The sequence below is a fragment of the Paenibacillus pabuli genome, assembly GCF_039831995.1.
In the GTDB taxonomy this organism is placed as follows: domain Bacteria; phylum Bacillota; class Bacilli; order Paenibacillales; family Paenibacillaceae; genus Paenibacillus; species Paenibacillus pabuli_C.
Window position 1 is genome coordinate 3534392 of the sequence record NZ_JBDOIO010000003.1, and the last position, 24822, is coordinate 3559213.

Consider the following 24822-nt stretch of genomic DNA (forward strand, 5'->3'; position numbering starts at 1 on the left):
CCTTCCATCTGGCATTTCAGAGCCATAGTAATCTATGATTCATTGTTGCCCGGAAGTAGAGAGATTAGTCCTGTCTGGACTCGTTAATTCATATCGTTCTGTACAAATAGAAGTTTAACGCTGCTGCGAGAGGCAAATTGGCCTTCACGATCCACTCGGATTCATCGGATTGCAGCGAAGATACATCCAGCCCCATTAATTCCAGCAGTTCTCGCAGCGGAACCCATATCGTCCCCCCCTGCCCCTGCACTGCTCCCTGTATCGTTCTATCATTCGATAGACTCGCTGATGTGGATTTCAGTTCCCCGCGGACGCTGTCCGCCTGGATAACTCTGTCCTTCCATACCGCAGTCGCCGTTCTGGATTCCACATCCCAGCGAATGCTGCCGCCAAACTTTTTCATAAACGGTCGTAATGGCACCATGATCCGCTGATCTTCCACGCGAAATTCCCCTTGCTTCAATGTGGCAGCAGCAAGGCCAATCTCTACCTTAAGTTCCTTGCCGGTTAGCCATAGGTTACGATTGGCTTTCACATGTTCCGTAACCCACTCGGCGCCAGGTGCTTTGCGAGATTTATATTTTCCTTCAGGATGAACACGGAATTGTACAGGTTGATTCTCCGCGTTCATGGTGTCAAAACGATATCCGTGATCACGGTAGTATTCGATAATTCCCGGTAGTGCCTTGACCGTCTCGGCATGAGCTCCACCATCATGCATTAACACGATGACTGAGCTGGTATCCGAAGGCACCTTGGTGGCATTACGCAAAATTTCTTTCGCTGGTACACCCTTGCGCTTCGAATCGCCGCTGTCCACGTTCCAGTCCATCACGGTATACCCACCCAATTCGAGCAGATCGAAATAATTTTGATCAAAATGTCCATATGTTCCGCCAGGCGCCCGTACCAGGTTTGGGCGGAATCCGGTGATGCGGTTCACGATTTCTTCCGTCTGCTTCACCTGTTTCCAGAACGATTTAAAATCACTATACAGTTCATCATAATGATGGTTATACGTATGATTGCCGAGAGCATGACCCTCTTCCACTGCGGCCTGAATCAGTTCAGGATAACGTTCTGCCTCTTCTCCAAGGACAAAAAATGTGGCTTGAACCTGTTCCTCGCGCAAAATATCCAATACTTCACGGGTATGCTTGCCTGGTCCGTCGTCAAAACTCAGATAGACTACCTTTTCACTGTTGCTCTCATTCTTAGGAACAACGGCTTCTGCGCCAGCGGCTTCAGAAGGATATGCCGTCCAGGCATAAGAAGCAAATACACATATCATCACCGCAAGACGAAGCAGACAAGATGGCCAGGCGGGGGATGCATGCTTATGTATGGGTTGGGCTTTTAGGGATTGCTCTTCTTTTTCTACCACTCTGAAATCCGTTCTCCGTATCATTTACGAATCATCCTCCAACGTCTCTAGTGATTCTGCTGATAGACTTTAGCAGATTTGTTAGAATTATATGGAGGCTTTACGAAAAAAAGACGCGTTTCTGTTTTATATTTTTCACAATTTGGGTTAGCACATGATTGATTCTTGGCTTAGGATTGGGTAGCATAATGAACAGGCACTTATTCCCGGAACCACTGCTATTACGGGGATAAGCACTGCAAACGTTTCATTTGACGGCGGGCTGCATTGATCGTAAACAGGACAGCATGGAGAGTCATCCGATTCCCCTGTCTTCAGGAGAGTGAAATCTATTGGAATTGCTTGAAAAGATCCAGCATCTATTTGGATCCTATGGATACAGCGTTTTGTTTTTTGGCTTATTGCTGGAATTTATCGCTCTTCCCTTCCCGGGAGAAACAACCATGGCTTACGCAGGATACCTATCGTACAAAGGACAACTGGACTTCGGGATTCTTGCCGTACTTGCCTTTTTGGGAACGACAATCGGCATGACGATCACTTACTTCATTGGGGCCAAGGCCGGCCTGCCCTTCATCGTCCGCTACGGAAAATGGTTTCTATTCAAACAGGACAAGCTGGATAAAACGCAAAAGTGGTTTGCCAAGTATGGTAATGCTCTGATTTTCATCGGATACTTCATACCGGGTGTTCGTCATTTCACCGGGTACTTCGCAGGTATAGCGGCTGTTCCCTTTCGCAAATTCGCTCTATATGCATACTCGGGTGCACTGTTCTGGGTTGTGTTATTTCTAGGCATCGGAAAAGTATTTGGTCCACAGTGGAACGCCGTGTTCCATCTTGCGCATCAATATGCCGCCTATATCGTTGCAGGCATTGGATTGTTACTGATCGCCGCCGTGCTGTACCGCTACCGGAAAGCTTGGGGACAACGCTCCGTTCGCAAGTCCTCTCCAATTAGACAAAAACAGAATGCAGAATGAAGCATATCCACGGAGTCGCCACCAGTGCGACTCTTTTTGGTTATTTCATTTTGAAAACCTCCCGTGCACGAATCCATGCGTAGGCTGCGAGCAAGAGCGCAATCATTGCAAATCCCAATCCCCCTGCAAAACCAAGTCTACGCGGTTCCAACAACTCCAGAAGTATCCCTGCGCCAAACATGGATAACCCAAGCATCGTACTGCTGCATGCCGTCACTAAACCATAGACAACCCCGCGGTATTTCTCCGGGGTTTCCCGCATTAGCAGCGTATCCAGACATGTGTTTCCCATACCCGACATAAAGGCCAGCAGAATATACATCAGGACAGCAGCTGATGCGAGCCTAGCCTCACTTAACAGCATTAATAAACAGCCTTCAATGAATAGACAGGCTACAACCCCAGGGAGCAGCCACAGCTGCAAATAACGAGACCCCCAACTGCTAAGCACAAGTCCAATCCCCAGTGCTGCGTAAAACAAACCCACACCCCAATCTCCGAGTTTGAACACTTCAATCGCATACACACTGATCAGAACATTATCAATCCCATTAATAACAGGAACCCACAACTCAAACGCAACAAGGATCTGCAAAGGGACAGATGAGCAGATGAACTGCCACAGCATCCGAGCAATCCCGACATGCTTCCGGGCAGGCTCCCTCCCCACCATTTCATCGACTTGATTCATGCTGAGTGGTGGGAACGACATCTTGCGAATCAAAGCAGCGGCAAACAGAAAAGCAAGTGCGTTGATTACAAAAGCAGCCTGAGGACCCATGACAGATGAGACGATACCACCCAAAAAAGCTCCCACGATGAGAACAGATCCATTCATGACCTGTTCGAGCCCATTAATCTTATGCAGGTTTTCCGAACGTACCAGCAAGGGGATTCCTGATTTGCGGACAGGCGCATAGATTGCTTCAGCGCAAGCGAGCAGCGTACTCGCTGTATAGAGAATCCATAGATCATCTGCTTGGTGCACAAGCAAATAACTTAAAGCCACGGGTACTCTTAGGAGATTGGTAACGATCATAATCGATCGCCGGCTAAAATGAAGTGTTAATACACCCCCTAACGGAGCCAGAAGAAGAAAAGGAAACACCCTTAACCCAAGTGCCAGACCTACAGCGAGACCTGAACCGGTTGTTCCAAGAATCAAGGCGAGCATGGCCACCTGACTGAATCGATCTCCAATTCCGTTCAATAATCCCGCCATGAAAAGCTGTCTGTAATTGGGTTCTGCGTGCAGCAAGCGTTTAAAACCTAAACTGAATGTCATTACGATATCACGCCTTAAATTTAGATATAAATCTAATTAGATATTATTCTAATTAAATGAAATTGGCAATCTACTTTTGTATATGTTCGTTTTGGCATCACTTCTTTTTTTGTCATAAGTTGAATTCATCCAGGTCATACTAACTTGCAAATATAGGGAGGTAAGGAGGTGAAAGTTATGAGTTCTGCGGCACAGAGCGATCATGAACAGAAGCTAATTTCACCGAATCTGATTGAAAATACGGAATATTGCAAACAAGTGATGGGCCAGAGCAACGACTTGATGATCCGCCCGCTCCAATGTTTACATAAATGGCCTTCCATACTGTTATACATCGATGGGTTGGTCGATGTTCAGATTCTGAATCAGGCCATCCTGGGATCTCTGCTTCAGACACATGATCTTCCGGGGTTCTCGGCAGACGATGAACGCCTTAGCTATCTCCAAAATGACATCCTTGCTGCCAGTGATGTGCTACTGGTAGACAATATTCAGGATGTACTTAACGCCTTATTATCGGGGTCGGCAGTACTGCTAATCGAAGGCTCAACCAAAGGCCTGAAAATCGGAGCAGCCGGCTGGGAAGACCGTGCTGTTACCGAGCCTGTATCCCAAACAGTCGTGCGCGGACCTATGGAAGGCTTTAATGAAAACTTGCGTACGAATACCTCCCTGATCCGCAAACGAATTCGTGATCCTCATCTGTGGATTGAAGAAAGAGAAGTCGGAAGAGTGACCAAGACCAAAGTTGCCGTATTATATCTGGAACATATCGTGGATTCGGAAGTGGTGGAAGAACTCCGGCGCAGGCTCGATGAGATTGATATCGATAGCGTTCTGGAAGGCGGATATATCGAAGAACTGGTTCAAGACAAGACCGGGACAATCTTTCCGACAGTCTATAACAGTGAGCGGCCTGATACGGTGTCCGCTGCACTCCTGGAAGGACGTGTTGCCATTATTGTGGACGGAACCCCCTTTGTACTACTGGTTCCGGCACTGTTTGTGCATTTCTTTCAATCTGCAGAAGATTACTATCAGCGTGCTGACATTAGTACACTGATTCGAATGATTCGCTATCTGGCCTTTTTTATCGCTCTGCTTGCTCCATCCTTTTACATCGCCATTTCTACCTTCCATCAGGAGATGCTGCCGACGAACCTGCTGATTAGTCTGGCCGCCCAGCGTGAAGGTGTTCCCTTTCCTGCCTTCATTGAAGCCATTTTGATGGAACTTACCTATGAAATCTTGCGAGAGGCCGGAATTCGGATTCCAAAAACGGTCGGTCAGGCTGTTTCCATCGTGGGAACACTTGTCATTGGTCAAGCGGCAGTTGATGCGGGGGTTGTGTCTGCAGCGATGGTCATCATCGTGTCAATTACCGCGATATCCAGTTACGTCATTCCGGAGAATGGATTATCCATTTCGGTTCGCATATTGCGTTTCGTATTGATGATACTGGCTGCTGCCTTTGGTTTCTATGGCATTCTGGTCGTTCTGCTCATTACAGTAACTCATCTCTGCAGCCTTCGCTCATTTGGAGTACCCTATATGTCACCATTTGCTCCTTTGGTTCAGAAGGATCTGAAGGATACGATCTTTCGCGTACCCTGGTCTCACATGAAAACCCGCCCTCTGAGTACGGGTACACCGAACAAAACCAGACAGTCCAACAAAAAAATGAAACGCTGATCGCGGCAAGGAGAACATCGTATGAACAAATACATCCGACTGGTTTTATCCCTTGCGGTTCTGCTCCCTCTCCTTACCGGCTGCTGGGATCGTAAAGAACTCAATGAACTTGGAATTATGCTAGGTCTCGGGATAGATAAGGATGGAGATAAAATCAAGGTTAGCGCCCAAGTGGTCGTTCCCAATGAGGTATCCTCCAAATCCGGAGGCGGGAAAGGCACTCCCGTAACCCAATATCAGGCTACTGCAGACACATTATTTGAAGCCATTCAGAAGCTGACTGAAACCAGTCCCCGTCGCATCTTCATGGCTCATGTGCGCATCCTTGTCTTTGGTGAGGAATATGCCCGCAAGGATGGGATATATGATGTCATGGAAGCCATGATGCGGGAACCTTCGGTACGACCGGATTATTATGTCATGGTTGCCCGTAAGACCACGGCTTCCAAAGTGCTGGATCTGCTTACGCCATTGGAAAATATCCCCGCTGAGAAGCTGTTTAATTCTCTGGACGTATCCGCCAAAACCTGGTCTCCTACAACCACCGTCACTGGAGACGAATTGGTTGATAATATGCTAACCCCTGGTATTCAGCCTGTAATTACCGGCGTAGAGATCATCGGAAATCAGAAAATAAGCGGGAGCAAGGATAATATATCTTCCATCAGATCTCCAGCCAGTCTTCAAACTACCGGATTAAGTGTATTTAGAAAAGATAAGCTGATCGGCTGGTTAACCGAGGAGGAATCCAAAGGATATAACTACATCCGGGACAATGTGGTATCCACGGTAAGTCATCTTCCTTGCGGCAATGGCGGAGCAGTAACGTTCAAAGCACTGCGCACCTCGACGAAACGAAAAGCCAAAATCGTGGACGGGAAACCTGTTATTCATATCAAGCTTGAGAATGTTTCCTCCATCGCTGCTGTGGAATGCGGTGTCAAAATCGGTTCAATGGAAACACTCAGAAAACTGGAAGAGGAGAGCGAGGAGAAACTAATCGAGCTCATGCAGACTTCGGTGAACTCCGTAAGGCGAAAATACCATGCCGATATTTTTGGATTCGGGCAGGAAGTATACCATGCCGACCCCAAGCTTTTTAAAAAGGTCGAGAACGACTGGAACAATTACTTCGACAAGCTGGACGTAAAGTACGAAGCCAACGTACAGATTAAACGTACGGGAACTTTGGACAATTCATTCAAAAATGAAATGAAGGAGTGAGATCAGGCATGATCACGGTCACAGTCATTGTTGTGGGAGTTATCGTAGGCTGGATCGATCTTCCTGGTCTAATCCGCCGTAAGGAGTGGAAAGAAACCGCAGTATACAGCAGCATGCTGCTTGTTGCCACCTTCTTTAGCGTGATCGCAGCAAACTTATGGGAATTTCCAAGTCCCCTCTATATCATTATGTGGATTTATGAACCTGTGAATCAATTTTTGGCCAATATCACCGGAACTTAGGAAAGGGGGGGGAAGACGGATGCTGGAGCAAGGACGGCTTGGCACAAGGCAGTTGGCAACCTTGACTTTCATGATGGTTATTGGAGATATGATGCTCATCTATCCCTCCGTCATCACGTCCTATGCGAAGCAAAATTCCTGGATCTGCGCCCTCATCGGAATTCCGCTCGGTATGGGACTCATGGCCATGTTCCTTAAACTGGGCAATATGAATCCGGGTAAAAACCTAGTTCAGATTACACGTAAGCATTTGGGATTCTGGCCAGGGACTTTCTTTTCGTGCTTTTACTTATTCTTCTTTCTCATTGGGACTTCCACACACACACGGGAAATCGGGGATTTTATGACTAGCCAAATCTTTCAATATACACCCATCCGCATCATTACTCTAATGTTTGTCATTACCATTGGCTGGGGAGCTTATAAAGGCCTGGAAACCATGGGCCGGACAAGCGAACTGCTGCTTCCGATCGTAATCGTATTTATCCTAGTCCTCTCTTTCTGCCTTTTGCCCAAAGTGGATATCAGTAACTTAAAACCCGTCACTGACACTGACACGGTCTCCATTATGCAGGGTATCCTCGTAAGCATCATCTATCCGGTGGGTGAGACTATCCCCATTCTTATGATTTTACCTTACACTGCGAGACAAGCTCATCGAACCCGTGATGTGATCGTTGCCGCTGGCCTGGGGAACTTAATGCTGGCAATGCTAGTTACCATATCCTTGTTAGTGCTCGGTGCATTTTTGACTCAGCACAGTATCTATGCATCATTTATTTTGTCTCAGAAAATCAGTATCGGAGGTTTCTTTGAACGTATCGAGGCCATTATGGCTACCTCCTGGCTGATTTCCACCTATTTCAAAGCAATGATTTATTTGTTTGCTTTCATGGTAGGAATAGCAGAACTCTTTAAGCTTAAACAGTATCGGGTTCTCCTTTTGCCAGCATGCATGCTGGTGTTTGGAATGGCCAATGTAGTGGCTCCTAACCTGACCTTTATTGTCATTACCATCGTTCCATATTGGGTGGATTGGGATACAACTTTAGGGATTCTGCTGCCTGGGATTCTGCTGCTTGTCATGATATTCAAAAAAAGAAAAAAATCGATATCCAACTGATCACATGTTGAAGGAGCACAAGCATGATGCTGATTAAAGATCGCCTTACGGTGCGACAATTCACCTTGCTGACCTTCCTGACATTGGTCGGTGACATGATTCTCATTTATCCATCGCTCGTCACTGCATATGGGAGACAGGACGCTTGGATATGCTCCTTGCTCAGCCAACCAATCGGTCTATTGGTAGTATGGATTCTGTTCAAGCTGCATCGTACCCATCCCGAATTGTCCCTGGTTGAAATTTGCAAAAAATTGCTCGGTCCATGGCTTGGTACCATCCTCGCTGCCGGGTATCTGTTCTATTTCATCATCGGCGCTGCCATATGCCTCCGCGAAGTAGGCGACTTTATGACGACGCAGATCTATCTTCAAACTCCCATCCGTGTCATTTTGACCCTGTTCATCTGTCCTATGGTGTGGGGAGTTGTGAATGGCTTTAAGACAATGGGGGCAAGCAGTGAACTTCTTGCTCCCATCGTAGTCGTTTTTATGATCCTCCTTCTGTTGGGAGTACTCCCGCAAACTGAATTCGCTAGACTCCGGCCCTTTCTAGATGCTCCCTGGATGAGTTTGATAAATAGCATCATTAGGGGAGCCTTCTCTTCATTTGGCGAGCTGATCGTGCTATCCATGTTCCTTCCGTACGTCGCAAGCGCACCTCATCTCAAACGGGACATGCTCCTTGCGGCCCTTGGAGGGGGAATTCTGCTAAGCATGCTAGTTCTCGTCTCTCTTATGGTTTTCGGCCCGATTTTTACTCAGCATGGTTTCTATATTTCCTATACGCTGGCTCAAAAAATCAATATCGGTAATTTCTTCGAACGAATCGAAGCATTGATGGCCATCGCCTGGCTTATCTCCACCTATTTCAAAAGCATGCTGTATCTGTTCGGTTTTGCTTTGGGAACAGCTCAGTTATTCAAATTAAACGGTTATAAGCCCCTGATCCTGCCTTCAGCAATGCTGATGTTTGCTGCAGCCGTTTTGATTGGACCCAATATCATCTTCTATACCAACACCGTCATGCCCGCATGGCTTGACTGGAATGTGACGGTCAGCCTGATCATCCCGCTCTTCCTGCTGCTCGTTCATAGGCTCCGCTTCCAGAGGAAGAAACCGCCGGCCAAACGCTTAACCTCATAAAAAAGGCAGTGTCCACGGTGATACCCGAGAACACTGCCTTCGTTGAATTTTTCACTTTTCACAGGGACTTCACAGCCTCCAAAGCTGCTTCAATATGTCCTTTAACTCTGACTTTGGACCATTCCTTGATTAACTTCCCCTCTTCATCGATGAGGAATGTGGAACGGACAATGCCCATGTATTCCTTGCCGTACAACTTTTTAAGCTGCCACACTCCGTATTGCTCGGCAACCTGATGTTCTTCATCCGATAACAGGGTGAACGGCAATCCGTATTTGGCAATAAATTGTTCATGCCTGCTCATCGGATCCGTGCTAATGCCCAATATAACCGTATTTAACCCCTCAAACTCCTTATGGCGATCCCGAAAATCGCATGCCTCCTGTGTACAGGACGAAGTCATATCCTTGGGATAAAAGTAGATCAGTACCCGCTGTCCGCGGTAATCGGAGAGCTTCACCGTCTCCCCAGTACTCGCCGGAAGTTCAAAATCCGGAGCGAGCTTGCCTTCCGTTAATGTCATCTCTCTCTTCCTCCTTAGTCTTACCCTCTAGTCAATGGGCTTCTCTCTACGAACCAGCACCACGGTAGCGTTTCACGCCATAGTTCCACAGCGTAAGTCCGATCGCCCCGAAAATCAGTCCCATCACTGGAGTCAGCAGTGCCATGCGATGCATCTCTGTTCGATCTAGGAACAATGCTGCAGGATAGATCCCGACAAAGGCAAACGGAATGACCCAGGTTAACAATACCTGAATGGCACGATTGTAGATCGTTACCGGATAACGTCCATAGCCCTGAATGTTGTACATCAAGGGAAGAATACCTGTCGGTGCATCCGAGTAAAAGGACAGCGACGTCAGTGTGGTATAGATTCCCGTGTAGATTAACACGGAGCTAAGCGCCAAAATAATTAACGCCGGAATATGCCACCATTCCAGGACAAGCCCCATCTCCGCTCCACTGAAGATCATGATAATCAGCCCGATAAACGAACCAACAAGTGCAGGCGGGTCCACATTTTCGAGCAATATCTGAAACAGGTTATGCGCCGGACGTGTCAGAATGCGGTCCATCTCACCTTTAACGATATACCGCTCGCTGAATCCCCAGAGATTGATAAAACAGCTGAAGATGCCATAGGGCACCATAAAATATCCATATACAAACAGAACTTCACTCTCGCTCCAGCCGCCGAGGTTATCCGTGTGTCGGAAAACTACAAAGATAAAGATCAGATTCGTTGCCTGGAACAGCAGATCCGAAATAATCTCGACCCAGAAATCGGCACGATACGTCAGTCGTGTTTTCATGTAGTTTTTTAAATATTCCCAGATTAGGCCTAAGTAGTACATGCTGTTAACCCCCTTGCACGAACAGACGCTTGCGCGCCTGACGCCAGATCAGCATCATTGGTACGAGCAGGATGACAAACCAGAGCACCTGAATACCCAGTACGCTCCAGATGCCAGTGCCTTCCACTCTCCCGGTGAAAACGGAACCCGGCAGATACGTGATAGCCTGAAAAGGCAATACCTTCATGATCGCAGACATCCAGCCCGGATAGAGGCTGATCGGGATGATTAGACCCGAGAACAAATCGACCACGACCCGTTTCATGCGCATCATGCCTTCATTATTCTCTACAAAGAAAGCAGCCAGTCCCGTAATAACATTAATCTGGGAGTTAATGAGAAAACTGAAGAACAGCATGACAAGAAATCCAATCCACGCTGAAGGTGCAGTTGGCAGTTCGACTGGGAACAGCAGAATCGCAATGAGCATGCCTGGAATCATAAGCAGCAGGAAACGGAAAACGCCCTCACCGAGACCCTGCATCATTTTGACCATAACGTAATTAATAGGCCTAATAAATTGAATCGCAATGGATCCATCCCGAATATCTGCAGCAATTTCACGGTCCAGGTTGTTAAAATAAAACGCACGCGCCATCCAGGATACCGCCACATATGTGGTCATCTGGGCTGCCGTAAAACCACCCAGTTCTCCGCTGCCACCATAAATGGCTTGCCATGTAAAGTAATACACGCCGATATTCAGCGTATATATCAAAATGCCGGAATAATAATTCACTCGGTATGCCAGCATCGTTAGAAACCGGATTCGCATAAAATCAAAAAATGCACTATTCATCTAGGATACACCCACCGCTTCTTTCCCTGCTCCCACAATCTCGGGACGCTCGGCAGAACCGGATTGGTAGATACTTCGAACAATCTCATCGGTGTTGATCTCAATAATCTGAATATCCGTAATATCAGCCTGTCCCACTACACGGCCAAGTACATCTGACACGTTGAGTTCCAGCGGAATCCAGACGGATGCGGACAGCTCATTCTCTACCGTCCAGCGTACGGGCATAGCGACAGTCCATTCCTGCATCTGTGCCAGTGAGTGGCTCGTGCCGAATTTGAAGCGAATTTCCCGTTCCTTGCCCCATTGGGATTTCAAGTGATCCAGACCGCCATCGTAGATGATATTCCCTGCATCAAGCATAATAACTCTGGAGCACAGGGCTTCAATATCCTGCAGATCGTGTGTGGTCAGCAAAATGGTCGTTCCGTGTTCCTTGTTCATGTCTTTCAGGAATTCACGAATTTCCGACTTGACGACAATATCCAGACCAATGGTCGGCTCATCCAGAAAAACAATATCGGGATTGTGCAGCAATGCGGCCACCAGCTCGCAGCGCATCCGCTGTCCCAGGCTGAGCTTGCGCACCGGACGATTCAGCAGATCCTGCAGCTGCAGCCGCTCAACCAGCTCATCCAGCCGTTTGCGGAAATCGGATTCGTCCACACGGTATACCTTGCGCAGCAGATGGAATGATTCAATCACGCCAATGTCCCACCACAGCTGGCTCCGCTGACCAAATACGACACCAATATTCTGTACAAATTTCTCCCGTTCCTGATACGGAACATATCCACCAACCGATATATGCCCTGAAGTAGGCACCAAAATGCCGGTCAACATCTTGATCGTTGTTGATTTGCCGGCACCGTTCTCTCCAATATATCCGCATATTTCACCCTGCGGAATCTGAAACGAAATATCGTTCACAGCCAATACCTCTTGGTATTGTCGTTTAAACAGATCCTGAAATGCGCCCTTCAGTCCACCCCGACTTTTCTGGACGCTAAACGACTTGCGCAAATCTTTGACATCAATCGCCAGCATGATTATACCTCACTTGGATTTTGTTGAAATTGCTTGTAGCCCAAAAAGAAATTATAATGGTATCAGTCAAAATTCAGCAAGCTTTTAAAATAGCTTAAGCTGCGTCCTCTGATTGAAGTCTGGAAGAGACGTGCACGGAAGGCTTCAGGCTACGTTACTTTGGCACACGAACTCGTTTTTTTATTTTATCTCAAATACAAAGGAGAGCTAGCATGACCAGAAAGACGAAGAGAACCATTTGGATTTCTCTTGCCGCCTTCGTGCTGATCGTTGGAGGAGCAGCGGCATTTTATTTCGGTTCTATTCTCAATCAGTTGAATGGCTTGCAAAAGGAAGGCGACGAATCTCCGTTCGCCAGCATTGAAAATGTCGAAAAAGTAAATACACCGGACCCTCCGAAATGGGAAGGCACCGAAACCGTAAATATACTGGTTATGGGCGTGGATGCCCGCGGCCTCAAAGAAGGGGAAATTCCCCGTTCGGACAGCATGATGGTCGTATCGCTCGACCCACTCACCAAAAAAATCAACTTGTTCTCCATTCTGCGAGACACTTACGTCGATATAGACGGATATGGCAAGGAGCGAATTAACACCGCTATTACCCATGGTCCCAATGCAGCAATGAAGGCGGCTGGCGACCTGCTGGGTATCCCTGTCCAATATTATGTGTATACCGATTTCCAAGGATTCATCAAATTGGTGGACGCCGTTGGCGGTGTGGATTTTGACGTAGAGAAGGACATGCACTATACAAGCAAGGCAGACAATAACGAATACGATATTGATCTGAAGAAAGGTTACCAGCATCTGGATGGAGAAACAGCGCTCATGTACGTGCGTTTCCGTCATGATGCAATGTCCGACTTCGCTCGTTCCGAGCGTCAACGTGAATTCTTGAAGGCCGTCGCGGCGAAGATGCAATCCACGACAACCATCGCCAAGCTTCCTACCATTCTGGAACAAGTCAGCCCTTATGTGGATACTAATCTGACACTCTCGGATATGTGGAAATTGGGTGGACTTGGATATCAGAGCAGCATGAACGGCAGCGAGCAGATTCCGCCGATGAACATGCTGAAGGAAGAGCGGACCGCAGGTGGAGCTCAAGTCCTGACGGTAACCGATGAAGAGAAATTGAAGCAGCATATTCAGGATATCATTCACCCGCCTGCTGAACCAGAAGACAGTACGACTGGAACCGAAGATAAAACAGCAAGCGGTGAAGACCAACCGTCGGAGCAACCGGCTCAGTAATGTAATCACGCAGAGGGCAGCTATATATGCTGCCCTCTCGCTGTGTTGTGTTACGAAAAACTTGCAAGAAACTATATAGCCGAAAGGAAGTAATGCCATGAACTCATTTTCATCTCGTCCCCAATCCGAATCCTTATATAAAGAGGCCCTTGAGCATATTGTAGGCGGCGTAAACAGTCCCTCTCGCTCCTTCAAAGCTGTTGGCGGCGGCGCACCCGTTTTTATGAAAAAGGCGCAAGGTGCCCATTTCTGGGATGTTGACGACAACCGTTACATCGATTATCTGGCAGCGTACGGACCCATTGTAACTGGACACGCTCATCCTCATATTACCCAGGCCATTAGTGAAGCCGCAGCGAACGGTGTGTTATACGGTACACCAACCGAGCTTGAAATCAAGCTTGCCAAAATGCTGAAGGAAGCCATTCCTTCCATGGATAAGGTACGTTTCGTCAACTCCGGTACCGAGGCAGTAATGACCACCATCCGCGTGGCGCGCGCCTATACCAAACGCAATAAAATCGTGAAGTTTGCCGGATGTTACCACGGTCACTCCGATCTGGTGCTGGTCGCTGCAGGTTCAGGCCCTTCCACACTCGGGATTCCGGATAGTGCAGGTATTCCAACCAGCATCGCACATGAAGTTATCACGGTTCCTTACAATGACCTGGATGGCCTGAAAGATGCCCTAGAGCGCTGGGGTGATGATGTTGCAGCGGTAATGGTGGAGCCGATTGTCGGCAACTTCGGCATGGTTATGCCAGAGCCTGGCTTCCTGGAAGGACTGTGTGCCATGACACGTGCCAACGGTTCGCTCGTTATTTATGACGAAGTCATTACGGCTTTCCGTTTCCACTATGGTTCTACGCAAACATACGCCGACCTTGCCAATCATGCCGAGATCGAACCGGATCTGACTGCTCTCGGCAAAATCATCGGTGGCGGATTGCCAATTGGAGCTTATGGCGGACGCAAGCATGTCATGGAACAGGTTGCTCCGCTCGGACCGGCCTACCAAGCCGGAACAATGGCCGGTAATCCTGCTTCCATCTCTGCAGGTATCGCTTGTCTGGAAGTCCTTCAGGGCGAAGGCGTATACGAAGAAATGGAACGACTGGCCATTGATCTGACATCAGGTCTGCAGGCTTCTGCCGATCGTCACGGTATCGCCCTAACCATTAACCGGATTCGTGGTGCCTTCTCCACACACTTCTGCGATCACCCGGTAACGAATTATGATCAGGCTCAAGATACAGACGGGGAACAGTTTGCCTCCTTCTTCCGGCATATGCTGAACCGCGGTATCAATCTGGCTCCATCGAAGTATGAAGCGTGGTTCCTGACTACGGCCCATACAGATGAGGATGTGCAAGCAACACTGGAAGCGGCTGAAGCCTCTTTCAAGGCTATGGCTCAAGAATAGTCCTAAGCTAAGATATCTAGCGTTACAGATAAGGCGTGCAACCAGGCTGAATATTCAGCTTGGCTGTACGCCTTTTGTATCTAGGGCTGCAAAAAAAATCACTTCATGTTTCCGGTTTGCAGCTTCAATACCTCCTCACGTATGATTCGCATCCCCTCTTCAATCCGCTGCTTCGGCACATTAGATATATTCAGCCTCAGCATTTTATCCTGCTGCGTTCCCTCAGGATAGTAACGCTCGGTTGTACCCGCAATAACTCCGCGTTCTTCCAACCGGGATAACAATACGCCAAGTGGCATATTTCCAGCCAATGGCAGCACCGTATGCTCTCCACCTGTACGCGGTGCATCGGTAAATGGACTAAAATCCGGATAAACAGCCAGCTGCTTATGAACCTTCTGCATTCGGGCTGCATAACGGCTGCGAATGACTTTGCCGTGATGAGCAAACATGCCATTGCGGATATAGACCTCGAGTGCAGCTTGAGACAGCACAGAGGTGTCGATATCCAGCATTTTTTTGTGCCCCCCGAATGAAGAGGCAAGAGCAGTGGGAAGGACCGCTACACCAATGCGCAGGCCGGGAAACAGAATTTTGGAGTAACTTTTTAAATAGATAACCCTGCCTTCCGTATCGTAAGAAAATAGTGGATCCTGCTTCGTATTTTCCTCCAGATCGGCCAAGTAGTCGTCCTCCACCAAGTACACATCGTATCGTTTTGCCAGCCTAATTAATCTCTTCTTCTCGGCAACGGTCATCGACGTCCCCAGCGGATTGTGAAAACGCGGCATGACGTAAAAGAATTTAATATCGCCTTCACCAAATTGCCGTTCCAGCGTCTCCCAGTCGAGACCTTCCAGCGTACGTCTTACCCCGGCAATCGGTACATTCAGACCTTCCAGCAGGGAATGCATAAGATGATAGCTGGGAAGCTCAACCAGAACCCGTTTCTTTCCATTCGGAAAAGCCATCAAGGCGAGTACAGCAAGCGCCTGCTGCACGCCGGATGTAATAAAGAATTGTTCTGCACGGGCAAACACCTGATAATCAGCAAATTGCCTTTGTAACAAATGGATCAGGGATGGCAATCCTTGCTCCGTACCATATAAAAACAACTCCGCCTGATTGTTCTCCATCGCCTGATCGACGCAATGACGAAAATCGGAATACGGAAATACCCGGGGGTCGGGGGCAGCAGAGGCAAAATCCAGCGGTCCCTTCCAGTCGACGTCTTCTGCACCTACTCCATTCTGTACAGCGTAATAACCCGATTGTGGAACAGCATACACGAGATGCCGCTGCTCCAGCCATTCATAGGCACGAATCGCCGTGCTTACACTGCACTGATGTTGTTCAGCCAGCACACGTACCGCCGGAAGTTTAATTCCCTTGTCAACCCACTGTTGATGACCCCGCTGCTGCAGCTGTTCCTGTATCCATTGCTGCAGCGACTCCGCAATTATTTCATATTTTTTCATAAAAATAACCCGTCCTCCCCACATAACTGTACCGGTACAATCCATGCTTTTCTATATTGTACCACGACAGAACTGACAGTATATTGAATAAGGACCTTACAGCATATGGCAACAACCGAATACTTGCCCAGTCCGACTCAGTAAACAGCCTATTGGAGGAAACATAATGAACAAGACACGTCATCGGGCCTATGCCTATACCGCAGCCGTAATGTACGCGGCTATCATCGGTTTATCTTTTCTGTTTGTCAAAATGACCGTCCAAGTGGCGCATCCTATAGATGTGCTTGCACACCGGTTTGCCCTATCCCTTCTCGTCGTCAGCATTCCGGTCGTCCTGGGATGGATCAAAATCCGGCTCACACTGGGGGATCTGTGGCGGATCATACCGCTTGGCCTGCTCTCTCCGGTTTTGTTTTTTGCCTTTCAGGCATTTGGACTTGTATCATCCAATTCATCTGAAGCTGGAATCATCCAGGCCATGGCCCCTGTCTTCACCCTTATTCTTGCTTCGATATTCTTGAAAGAACGGACCTCTGTGCTGCAAAAGCTGTTTCTGCTTCTATCTGTTGCCGGAGTGGTCTTCATCTTCGTGATGAAAGGCAGCGGAATGACTTCAGGCAATTTCAAGGGAGTTGCCCTGCTGCTGCTCTCCACCGTTTGTTTTGCAGGGTATGGCGTGCTTGCCAGACCGCTCACCCAGAAGTACAAACCGATGGAATTAACCTGGGTTACCCTAATGGTTGGCTGTATTGTTTTTAACTCCTCTGCAGTCATCCGTCATTTATCCAATGGTACGATTAGCGATTATGTAACACCTCTTGGGGATGCATCTTACCTTGGAGCACTGGCCTATCTGGCCATCCTCTCCACCATGATTTCGACTCTGCTATCCAGTTACGCGTTAACCCATCTGGAAGCTTCCAAGATGAGCGTATTCAGCAACTTGTCCACCTTGATTTCCATTGCAGGCGGCGCCTGGATTTTGCATGAACCGGTCAGTGGATACCATTTTGTCGGTGCAATCCTGATTATTGCCGGGGTGCTTGGAACCAATATGAGTGGCAGAAAACACAGGCTGGTCAGTGAAGTCAAAGCATGATACAATGTTAAAAATTGTAAATGGACGTTATCAACGATGATGAAGAGAAGTACATACGATATGGTGCTCCAGAGAGCCGGCGGATGGTGGAAGCCGGTGCACTGGTCGTATGGAAATGGGCTTCGGAGTTCCGAGCTGAACACGGTCTGTATCCTGCACTCGGGGTTCGGAGCTGTAAGTAGGCAAGGTGGCATGTTCAGCCGTTACCCATGGACAGGATATCGATCAACGACATCGGCCGACTCTCCTTGGTTTTCTCACCGAGTACCCGCAGCCTTGATCCGTATCCCTCAAAGCGGGCCGCAACCAGCGGCCAATTAAGGTGGCACCGCGAAGCAAAAGCTTCGTCCTTCTATTCTGTTCCCTCACGTGGAGCAGGATGAAGGACGAGGCTTTTTTATTTGAATACCTAACACTGTAACAGGCTGAAAGGGGGTGATGGTCGTGGAAGATGGCTGGTGGCGTCAGCAGATTAGAATGCTCGAACCATTACAATATCAAAGGAGAATGAACCATGAATATGAACAAGGATGTTATTTTAACTGGAGACCGAACAACAGGACAGCTTCATCTCGGCCATTACGTGGGCAGCCTGCGCAGCCGGGTGCAATTGCAGAAAGAATACAAAACATATATTTTACTGGCGGATGTGCAGGCGTTGACCACTCACTACGATCAGCCAGGGTTGATTGCAGACAGTGTTTATCAAGTGACTCTCGATTATCTCGCTGTAGGTATTGATCCGAACCAAGCTACGCTGTTCATCCAATCCATGATTCCGGAGATCGCGGAATTAACGGTGATCTTCTCCATGTTTGTCACCGTGAACACGCTTCGGCATAACCCAACCATCAAGACGGAGGCGCGTGACCGCGGATATACGGATCTATACTACGGCTTCTTGGGCTATCCGGTCAGTCAGGCTGCAGATATCGCATTCTGCAAAGCGACGCTCGTTCCAGCAGGCGAAGACCAGATTCCGCATATCGAGACTGCACGCAAACTGGTCCGGAGATTCAATGAGCTATACGCTCCGGTTCTGCCTGAACCTCGCATTTTGACTGGAGAGAGGCTCGGCGGACTCGATGGTATCGGCAAAATGAGCAAAAGCATGGGCAACACCATCTCATTAAATGCGAGTCATGATGACATACATGCCAAACTGACCAAGGCCAAGACCGATCCTGCACGCATCCATCGTACCGACCCAGGCCACCCCGACATCTGTCCGGTATTTGCATATCATCAGTTATTCCGGAAGGAGCACGCCGAAGAGATTCATGCCAGCTGCAGCCAAGGTTCCATCGGATGCAGAGATTGCAAGCGTCTTGCTGGCACTGCGATTAACGATTTGCTTGCGCCCTTCCGTGAACGGCGAAATGATTATGAGCAGCGGGAAAACGAGGTGAAAGAAATTCTCGTTGAGGGAACCCGTCAGGCACGTAAAGTCGCGCGGGAAACGATGCTGGAAGTACGAGAAGCGATGGGGATTCGTTATTTTGACCTTTAAAGTTTAAGGAAAAAGCCAGAATGAGAGGAAGGGATACTTCAACATAACACTCGCTTGCCTGTATGAAGCACACAAATCACGTTAACACTGCTGAGGATAGTCTATCGCGAAAAGGGGACCCCTCAGCATGAAACCTAGACAACCTTCTTTTTTGCAAGCCATGATGTTAATTATGTTATCTGTTGGCCTAATCAGCCACGTCCTGATCATTCCTGCCTTATTAAGTGCGGTTAAAAGGGACTCCTGGATTTCTGTCCTGTTATCGGCAGGACCCTATCTGGTGTTTGCGCTCATGCTTGCCTACGTCTCTCGTTTTCTTCAGCATCAAACCTTACATGAATGGCTGACTTCCCATCTGGGAAAACCCCTGGGCTTGCTCTTCCGGATCGGAAACAGCCTCTTTTTCTTGTCCGTCATCTATTTCACCCTGCACGATACCACCACCTGGGCTAAAACCAGTTATCTGACGGAGACACCCATATTGGCAACAAGCATTGCTCTTATGTCGCTCTGTGCCTATGCGGCCTATAAAGGCATTCGTTCGCTCGCATTTACAGCAGGACTCGTTCTGCCTCTCGTTGTGCTGCTTGGCTTCTATGTCGCAATCGTAAATACTCAATACAAGGATTACAGCCGTCTGCTCCCCGTTCTTGAACATGGCTGGCGTCCCGTTCTTCACGGTATGGTGTACAGCCTCGCAGGCATGTTTGAGCTGCTGTTCATTTGGTATATACAGCCCCATCTGTCGAAGCGGATACGTGTATGGCAGTACGTTATGCTTGCTTTTATTATTCTTGGATTGACACTTGGCCCACTTGTGGGGGCTATCGTAGAATTTAATCCTTTTGAGGCTGCCAAAATGCGTTATCCTGCTTTTGAGGAATGGAGAATTGCCTCCTTGGGCAAATACATTGCACAGACCGATTTCTTCTCCATCTATCAGTGGCTCGCCGGCTCATTTACCCGAATAAGTCTTGCCATGTATATTGTGGTAGAAATTTGGAATATTAAGAGCACCTCCAGAAGGATCATCACGTTTATTTCAATCGCCGTTTTCTTCATCCTCTCCATGGTGTACCGTCTGGACGATATGACATTCGAAAAGCTGCTTGTCCAATATGTATTCCCGTTTAATCTCATCTATCTAAGTGGATTAGCCATTATTGTAACTACCGTTGCATTCATCAGTTCACGCCATCAGAGGAGGAAACATCATGGAGCACCCAACGATTGACATCACGTCCCATGAAACACTGCTTGCCTCTTTGAAAGAACAATTTAATCCCTGTGCGGATGTCGTTATTCAGACTTTTCCTGCCAAAGATGAAACGGATATGTCGGTCATTATGCTCTATTGCGACGGCTTAGTCGATGGCAAACAACTCAATCAGTTTATTATCCCCCGGCTGGAGGATCATACCCTGCTCGAGGAGAATTTCCACCCCAAAGAATTGGGCTTAACATTAAATCCGGTGAAAGACCTTACAGATACGGAAAATTTAAATCTGTTGATTTTCAGTGGACAATTGCTGCTCATTTTCGGAAATGGAAATCAGTCCTGCAGTTTGGATATTGCAAGCATTCCAGGCAGAAACCCTGAGGAATCAGCTATCGAGTCCTCCGTAAAAGGACCCCGAGATGGATTCACCGAGGAGCTGAGCGTTAATATCGCACTCATCCGCAAACGGATGAAAACCTCTTCGATGTGCTTTGAAAAATACGTAAAAGGTGGTCGTACGCAGACTGCCATTGGCCTGTTGTATGTTAAAGACATCATTAATCCGGAGATTCTAAAAGAAGCTCGCCAGAACCTTGACAAGATTGAAATTGATGGCATTCTCGGCACTTCTGTTATGGAACGTTCGATTATGGGAGGCATCCGTAGTATCTTCCCTCTCACGGATAATACAGAACGACCCGATTATGTCGTGAGTTCACTCTTAAATGGGCGTTTTGCTGTTCTAATCGAGGGCTCACCCGTAGCCATCATTGCACCAACTACGCTCTTCAATCAGTTAAAGTCACCGGAAGATGAGAGTACGCCTTTTTTTATTGTGACGTTTGAACGGATTTTGAGGATTTCAGGTTTGCTTATTGCCTGTTTTTTTCCGGCCTTCTATATCGGTCTGACCAGTTTTAATGTAGAGCAAATCCCTCTACCTCTTCTTGCAACGATTGCCGGAACACGTATGGGCTTACCCTTACCAGTGACACTAGAGGCATTTCTGATGATCTTCATGTTTGAATTATTCAATGAAGCAGGCCGCAGGCTTCCACGTGCATTGGGCCAGACCGTCAGTGTCGTTGGTGGGCTCATCATCGGTGATGCTGCTATTCGTGCCGGAATTACTTCCCCCACCATCATTGTGTCCGTGGCCATCTCGGTCATTTCCAGCTACATTTTGGTGAATACGGTACTGAGTGGGGCCACAGCCCAAGTTCGAATCGGGATGCTTGTCCTGTCTTCCCTCCTTGGATTGTTCGGTTTCATGCTTGGGCTATTTGCCGTGCTGGTACATCTCGTTTCCTTGGAGTGTTATGGCGTGTCCTATTTGTCCCCCGTCTCTCCCTATATTCCCGGTGACTTTACCCAGGCCATATCCATGCAGCCATCCATGAAAAGAACCAAGCGCCCGGCCGCACTCCATACTCAGGATTCCACGCGTCGGAGGAAACGGCCTTGAACAGATGGCTTTCCATGGGCCTTTTGCTTATGAGTTGTCTGATCATACTGACGGGGTGCTGGGATTCCAAAGAGGTTCAGAGCATTAACTTTATTACGGGTATAGGGATCGATTATGAGGATGACAAGTATATCGCTTATGCCCAACTGATCGATTTTTCCAGTATTGCCAAGCAAGAGGGGCCAACTTCACGGCAAGCAAGCGATATTTGGATTGGGCGAGGCGAAGGCACAACACTTAGCATGGCGATTAACGACCTCTATCAGACTTCACAGCAGCAAACCCTATGGACCCATGTTAAAGCTATTGTTTTATCGAAAAAAGCCCTTAACGATCGGCTCGAGGATATTTTCAATACGCTGCTGCATTCCGGTGAGCTGAGATATACACCTTGGATTTACGGTACGGAACAAAGCATACCCGATGTTCTTGCTCCCTCTGCCTTGTTAAATCAATCTACGCAAACCATTGAGCTATTCGAACCGATCAAACTATACAAGCAGTTCTCTGCCTTTGAACCCATCCGCCTTCATCAACTTCTTGACGGGTTTCGTGAGCCTGCTTCGGTCATCCTATTGCCATCAATCACTAACAAAAATCAAACCTGGTTCAATGGGGATGAGAATCCCCCTTTAGTTAAAACCGATGGATTTTTCGTCATTTCAAACGGCAAAAACCAAGGCAAGGTGTCAGGTGAAGACGCAGATGGTACTCGATTCGTAAATTACGATCATGTCTACCAGTATCCGTTGTACGTATACAAGAGTGGGGGGAAATTGCCTGATCTGACTCTGAGGCTCCATGACCCGCATACCAAAATTTCAGCAAGGACGGAAGGCAGCGGGGTCACCTTCGACCTGTCTACTTCGGTAAAAGGCATCATCGTTGAAGAACACGTCTCTCACCAGTCTCCCCAAACGATGGAGGAAGCAGCCGAGAAACAGATCGAGTCTGCCATCCGTACTACGTTTGAAAAAAACAAATCACGCCAGATCGATTCCTATGGTTTTGTGGAACATCTATATCGTCATGACCTCGCATTGTGGAAAAAGGAGGTTCAGCACCGAGCGGATCCGATTAAACGATTCAAACTTGGAAAAGTGAACGTTCATGTAAAAATCCTCAATGCCAGCACATACAAATACACGGAGTAATGCACATAAAAACGACCAGCCACCTGCAGTAGATGCAAGGTTGCTGGTCGTCTTGGCATTAAGGTTTAAGTCAGTGGAAAAGCCATGACACTCATGAGTGCCAGCTCAGGCTGCGTGGTATCCAAACGACTGTACTGGATAATGACAGGGACATTACTGGAAACCGTGATGGCATACGGCACACCTGAAGGGATGAACTGATCTCCGGAATGAAGTGATGCCGTCCGGATATGTCTGGTCCTTCTTCCCGGTACGCTCGCTTCAATGTTCTCGATCGGCTCCCTGTCTTCAAAGAAGATCGTTATATCAAGTTCAGCATCGTCCTGACCGGTATTCAGAACACAGATGCTCTCATGACTCTCCAGGGCGCCCCGACTATCTGGTGGTATGTAACCGTCTGGAATAACCCAGTAGGTGTGACCTGTAGCCACTGCTGTCTCACTCTTTGCCAAACGGTCTGTTTCAGTATGCTCTCTTGCCATTAGGTGATCCTCCTCTATGAATGATGTTTAACTGCCCAGAGGGCTGCGCCTAACACTTTAACAGATGCGTCTTGCTTCAAACGCTGAACGTCCCGGCTTCCTTCCATCTTCTCTTCTAGCAAGGGAGATCCCTGTTCGGAACGCGGGTTCTTCTCTTCAGCGCCTCCTCAACTACCTTAAATACATTTGCAGCGGCTGCAGCCTGAGCTCACGGATAGCTTCCGCTACCTGCGCGGCAAGACGCCGTCCGCCGCGTTCCTGAAAGTGCGTGTTATCCTCCACGCCTGCCGGGAAGTTCAGATATTCACCCGGAAGCACCCACATAAAATCTTCCTTGGTGCCTTCGATCCCCGCCTGCTCGAACAGAATACGGCTACGTTCAGCAAGATCGATCAGCGGAACATCTTCCTCTTGTGCCAGCTCCCGCACGGCAATAATGTAATCACCATGCGTGTCGTTCAGCGTGCCGTCGTCCGCAAAAAAGCGCCGATGCACGGGTGTCACCAGCACCGGACGAGCTCCGGCTTCGCGGGCTGCATCGATATACTTTTTCAAATATTCCTTATAGGTTGTGAATGGTTCCGTTCCCCGCTCCGGGTCCGGTTTCTCATCATTATGTCCGAATTGAATGAACAAGAAGTCATCGGGCTTGATATGCTTCATGATCGCATCCAATCGGCCTTCATTGATGAAGCTGCGCGAGCTCCGTCCTGACTGGGCGTGATTATCAACGGCAACATCATGCTTGAATTGAGCCGGCAGCAGCTGTCCCCAGCCACAGTATGGATATCCACTCTCCGGCTGATCCGTTACCGTGGAATCTCCCGCAAGAAATACGGTCATCGTCTGATTGGCGAGCGTAATCTCCAAGGCGTTGATCCGTGGAGCTGGACCGGAGAAAGACAGACGAAGCCTTCCGCCTCTTACCACAACCGAGAATCTGACCTCGGCGCATTGTCCCGGTAGCGTACGGATCGTTGGCAGCACCAATCTGCCTTCACCAGCCTTGACTCTAGTGACCGTCTCAGCCAGTTCATCTCCAGCAATGAGCAGTACCTGATAAGTGCCGTCCGGCACATCAACGATAAACGATGCCTTGAGTGGAATACAGAAGCTTGAACGCAATCGGGCAGACACATTGGCCTGCCCCAAATACTCCTGATTTTGCTGTACGATGTCCAGATCTTCTATTTCACCAAATCGCTGTTTCTCATAAACAAGGGAATCCGGCTCAAATCCGTAACCGATCGTATCCCCGTAGATGCTATTGGCTGACACTTTTCGGTACCCTTCAACCCCCGTACCCGGACCGAAGTCGAATTTCCAGTGCGTAACGATCTCTTCATAGCGGGCCGCTGCCTCGGGGGCAGCGACTTGACTACCCAGAGCTTTATCCAATAGGAACAACCTCCTGTTCGGTTTTTCGGAAGAATAGATAATCCAGTCAAAGTGAT

The 24822-nt window shown here is 48.2% G+C and carries 22 protein-coding genes and 1 other annotated feature; of the genes, 13 read left to right on the top strand and 9 right to left on the bottom strand.

Annotated elements, in window-relative coordinates; all coding sequences use genetic code 11:
* Positions 1-88: 88 nt before the first annotated feature.
* Positions 89-1408, bottom strand: coding sequence for a polysaccharide deacetylase (locus ABGV42_RS17840; RefSeq protein ID WP_347382832.1), 1320 nt, complete (start codon positions 1406-1408; stop codon positions 89-91).
* Between the two features lie 308 nt (positions 1409-1716).
* Here ABGV42_RS17840 and ABGV42_RS17845 point away from each other — a divergent pair, with 308 nt between their 5' ends.
* Complete coding sequence (locus ABGV42_RS17845; protein WP_347382833.1) at positions 1717-2367, top strand: DedA family protein; 651 nt, start codon at positions 1717-1719, stop codon at positions 2365-2367.
* 40 nt (positions 2368-2407) lie between these two features.
* Here the strand turns inward: ABGV42_RS17845 and ABGV42_RS17850 are convergent, their stop codons facing one another.
* Positions 2408-3652 carry an MFS transporter gene (locus ABGV42_RS17850; RefSeq protein ID WP_347382834.1) on the bottom strand — a complete coding sequence of 415 codons (1245 nt, stop codon included), beginning with the start codon at positions 3650-3652 and terminating at the stop codon, positions 2408-2410.
* Between the two features lie 177 nt (positions 3653-3829).
* On the opposite strand from ABGV42_RS17850, the gene ABGV42_RS17855 reads away from it, so the two are divergent.
* From ABGV42_RS17855 to ABGV42_RS17875, 5 genes are read left to right on the top strand one after another with little or no spacing between them, the layout of a single operon-like run.
* Positions 3830-5344 carry a spore germination protein gene (locus ABGV42_RS17855; protein WP_347382835.1) on the top strand — a complete coding sequence of 505 codons (1515 nt, stop codon included), beginning with the start codon at positions 3830-3832 and terminating at the stop codon, positions 5342-5344.
* A gap of 21 nt (positions 5345-5365) precedes the next feature.
* Positions 5366-6568 carry a Ger(x)C family spore germination protein gene (locus ABGV42_RS17860; RefSeq protein WP_347382836.1) on the top strand — a complete coding sequence of 401 codons (1203 nt, stop codon included), beginning with the start codon at positions 5366-5368 and terminating at the stop codon, positions 6566-6568.
* 8 nt (positions 6569-6576) lie between these two features.
* Complete coding sequence (locus ABGV42_RS17865; protein ID WP_095362151.1) at positions 6577-6810, top strand: hypothetical protein; 234 nt, start codon at positions 6577-6579, stop codon at positions 6808-6810.
* Between the two features lie 19 nt (positions 6811-6829).
* Positions 6830-7933 (top strand): GerAB/ArcD/ProY family transporter, encoded by a 1104-nt coding sequence (locus ABGV42_RS17870; protein WP_347382837.1) that lies wholly within the window; start codon positions 6830-6832, stop codon positions 7931-7933.
* A gap of 23 nt (positions 7934-7956) precedes the next feature.
* Positions 7957-9078, top strand: coding sequence for a GerAB/ArcD/ProY family transporter (locus ABGV42_RS17875; RefSeq protein WP_347382838.1), 1122 nt, complete (start codon positions 7957-7959; stop codon positions 9076-9078).
* A gap of 58 nt (positions 9079-9136) precedes the next feature.
* Here ABGV42_RS17875 and bcp read toward each other — a convergent pair whose 3' ends face one another.
* From bcp to ABGV42_RS17895, 4 genes are read right to left on the bottom strand one after another with little or no spacing between them, the layout of a single operon-like run.
* Entirely contained in the window at positions 9137-9601 is a 465-nt protein-coding gene (gene bcp, locus ABGV42_RS17880; protein WP_347382839.1) for a thioredoxin-dependent thiol peroxidase, read from the bottom strand.
* A 46-nt stretch (positions 9602-9647) separates the two neighbouring features.
* A complete protein-coding gene (locus ABGV42_RS17885; protein WP_347382840.1) occupies positions 9648-10433 on the bottom strand; it encodes an ABC transporter permease in 786 nt (261 codons plus the stop codon).
* Between the two features lie 4 nt (positions 10434-10437).
* On the bottom strand, positions 10438-11232 hold the full coding sequence (locus ABGV42_RS17890; protein ID WP_095362146.1) for an ABC transporter permease: 795 nt from the start codon (positions 11230-11232) through the stop codon (positions 10438-10440).
* On the bottom strand, positions 11233-12279 hold the full coding sequence (locus ABGV42_RS17895; protein WP_347382841.1) for an ABC transporter ATP-binding protein: 1047 nt from the start codon (positions 12277-12279) through the stop codon (positions 11233-11235).
* A gap of 212 nt (positions 12280-12491) precedes the next feature.
* Here ABGV42_RS17895 and ABGV42_RS17900 point away from each other — a divergent pair, with 212 nt between their 5' ends.
* Both ABGV42_RS17900 and ABGV42_RS17905 read left to right on the top strand, forming a co-directional pair.
* A complete protein-coding gene (locus tag ABGV42_RS17900) occupies positions 12492-13535 on the top strand; it encodes an LCP family protein (protein ID WP_347382842.1) in 1044 nt (347 codons plus the stop codon).
* A 97-nt stretch (positions 13536-13632) separates the two neighbouring features.
* Positions 13633-14958: a glutamate-1-semialdehyde 2,1-aminomutase gene (locus tag ABGV42_RS17905; RefSeq protein WP_347382843.1), complete on the top strand. Its 1326-nt coding sequence runs from the start codon at positions 13633-13635 to the stop codon at positions 14956-14958.
* 98 nt (positions 14959-15056) lie between these two features.
* On the opposite strand, the gene ABGV42_RS17910 is transcribed toward ABGV42_RS17905, so the two are convergent.
* Entirely contained in the window at positions 15057-16436 is a 1380-nt protein-coding gene (locus ABGV42_RS17910; RefSeq protein ID WP_347382844.1) for a PLP-dependent aminotransferase family protein, read from the bottom strand.
* 166 nt (positions 16437-16602) lie between these two features.
* On the opposite strand from ABGV42_RS17910, the gene ABGV42_RS17915 reads away from it, so the two are divergent.
* The 5 genes from ABGV42_RS17915 (at position 16603) to ABGV42_RS17935 (ending at position 22886) form a co-directional block, all read left to right on the top strand.
* On the top strand, positions 16603-17538 hold the full coding sequence (locus ABGV42_RS17915; RefSeq protein WP_347382845.1) for a DMT family transporter: 936 nt from the start codon (positions 16603-16605) through the stop codon (positions 17536-17538).
* A gap of 27 nt (positions 17539-17565) precedes the next feature.
* Positions 17566-17893 (top strand) — a binding site (T-box leader).
* Positions 17894-18052: 159 nt separating this feature from the next.
* The gene (gene trpS / locus ABGV42_RS17920) at positions 18053-19048 is read left to right on the top strand and encodes a tryptophan--tRNA ligase (protein WP_347382846.1); all 996 of its coding nucleotides are present in this window, start codon (positions 18053-18055) and stop codon (positions 19046-19048) included.
* 127 nt (positions 19049-19175) lie between these two features.
* Entirely contained in the window at positions 19176-20282 is a 1107-nt protein-coding gene (locus tag ABGV42_RS17925) for a GerAB/ArcD/ProY family transporter (RefSeq protein WP_347382847.1), read from the top strand.
* Complete coding sequence (locus tag ABGV42_RS17930; protein WP_347382848.1) at positions 20263-21732, top strand: spore germination protein; 1470 nt, start codon at positions 20263-20265, stop codon at positions 21730-21732. Before ABGV42_RS17925 ends, ABGV42_RS17930 begins: the two co-directional genes overlap by 20 nt.
* The gene (locus tag ABGV42_RS17935) at positions 21729-22886 is read left to right on the top strand and encodes a Ger(x)C family spore germination protein (protein ID WP_347382849.1); all 1158 of its coding nucleotides are present in this window, start codon (positions 21729-21731) and stop codon (positions 22884-22886) included. The genes ABGV42_RS17930 and ABGV42_RS17935 overlap by 4 nt, the downstream gene beginning before the upstream one ends.
* Before the next feature lie 65 nt (positions 22887-22951).
* On the opposite strand, the gene ABGV42_RS17940 is transcribed toward ABGV42_RS17935, so the two are convergent.
* Together ABGV42_RS17940 and ABGV42_RS17945 are read right to left on the bottom strand one after the other, a co-directional pair.
* On the bottom strand, positions 22952-23368 hold the full coding sequence (locus ABGV42_RS17940) for a sensory rhodopsin transducer (RefSeq protein ID WP_347382850.1): 417 nt from the start codon (positions 23366-23368) through the stop codon (positions 22952-22954).
* 171 nt (positions 23369-23539) lie between these two features.
* Entirely contained in the window at positions 23540-24706 is a 1167-nt protein-coding gene (locus ABGV42_RS17945; protein WP_347383283.1) for a rhamnogalacturonan acetylesterase, read from the bottom strand.
* Positions 24707-24822: the final 116 nt, after the last annotated feature.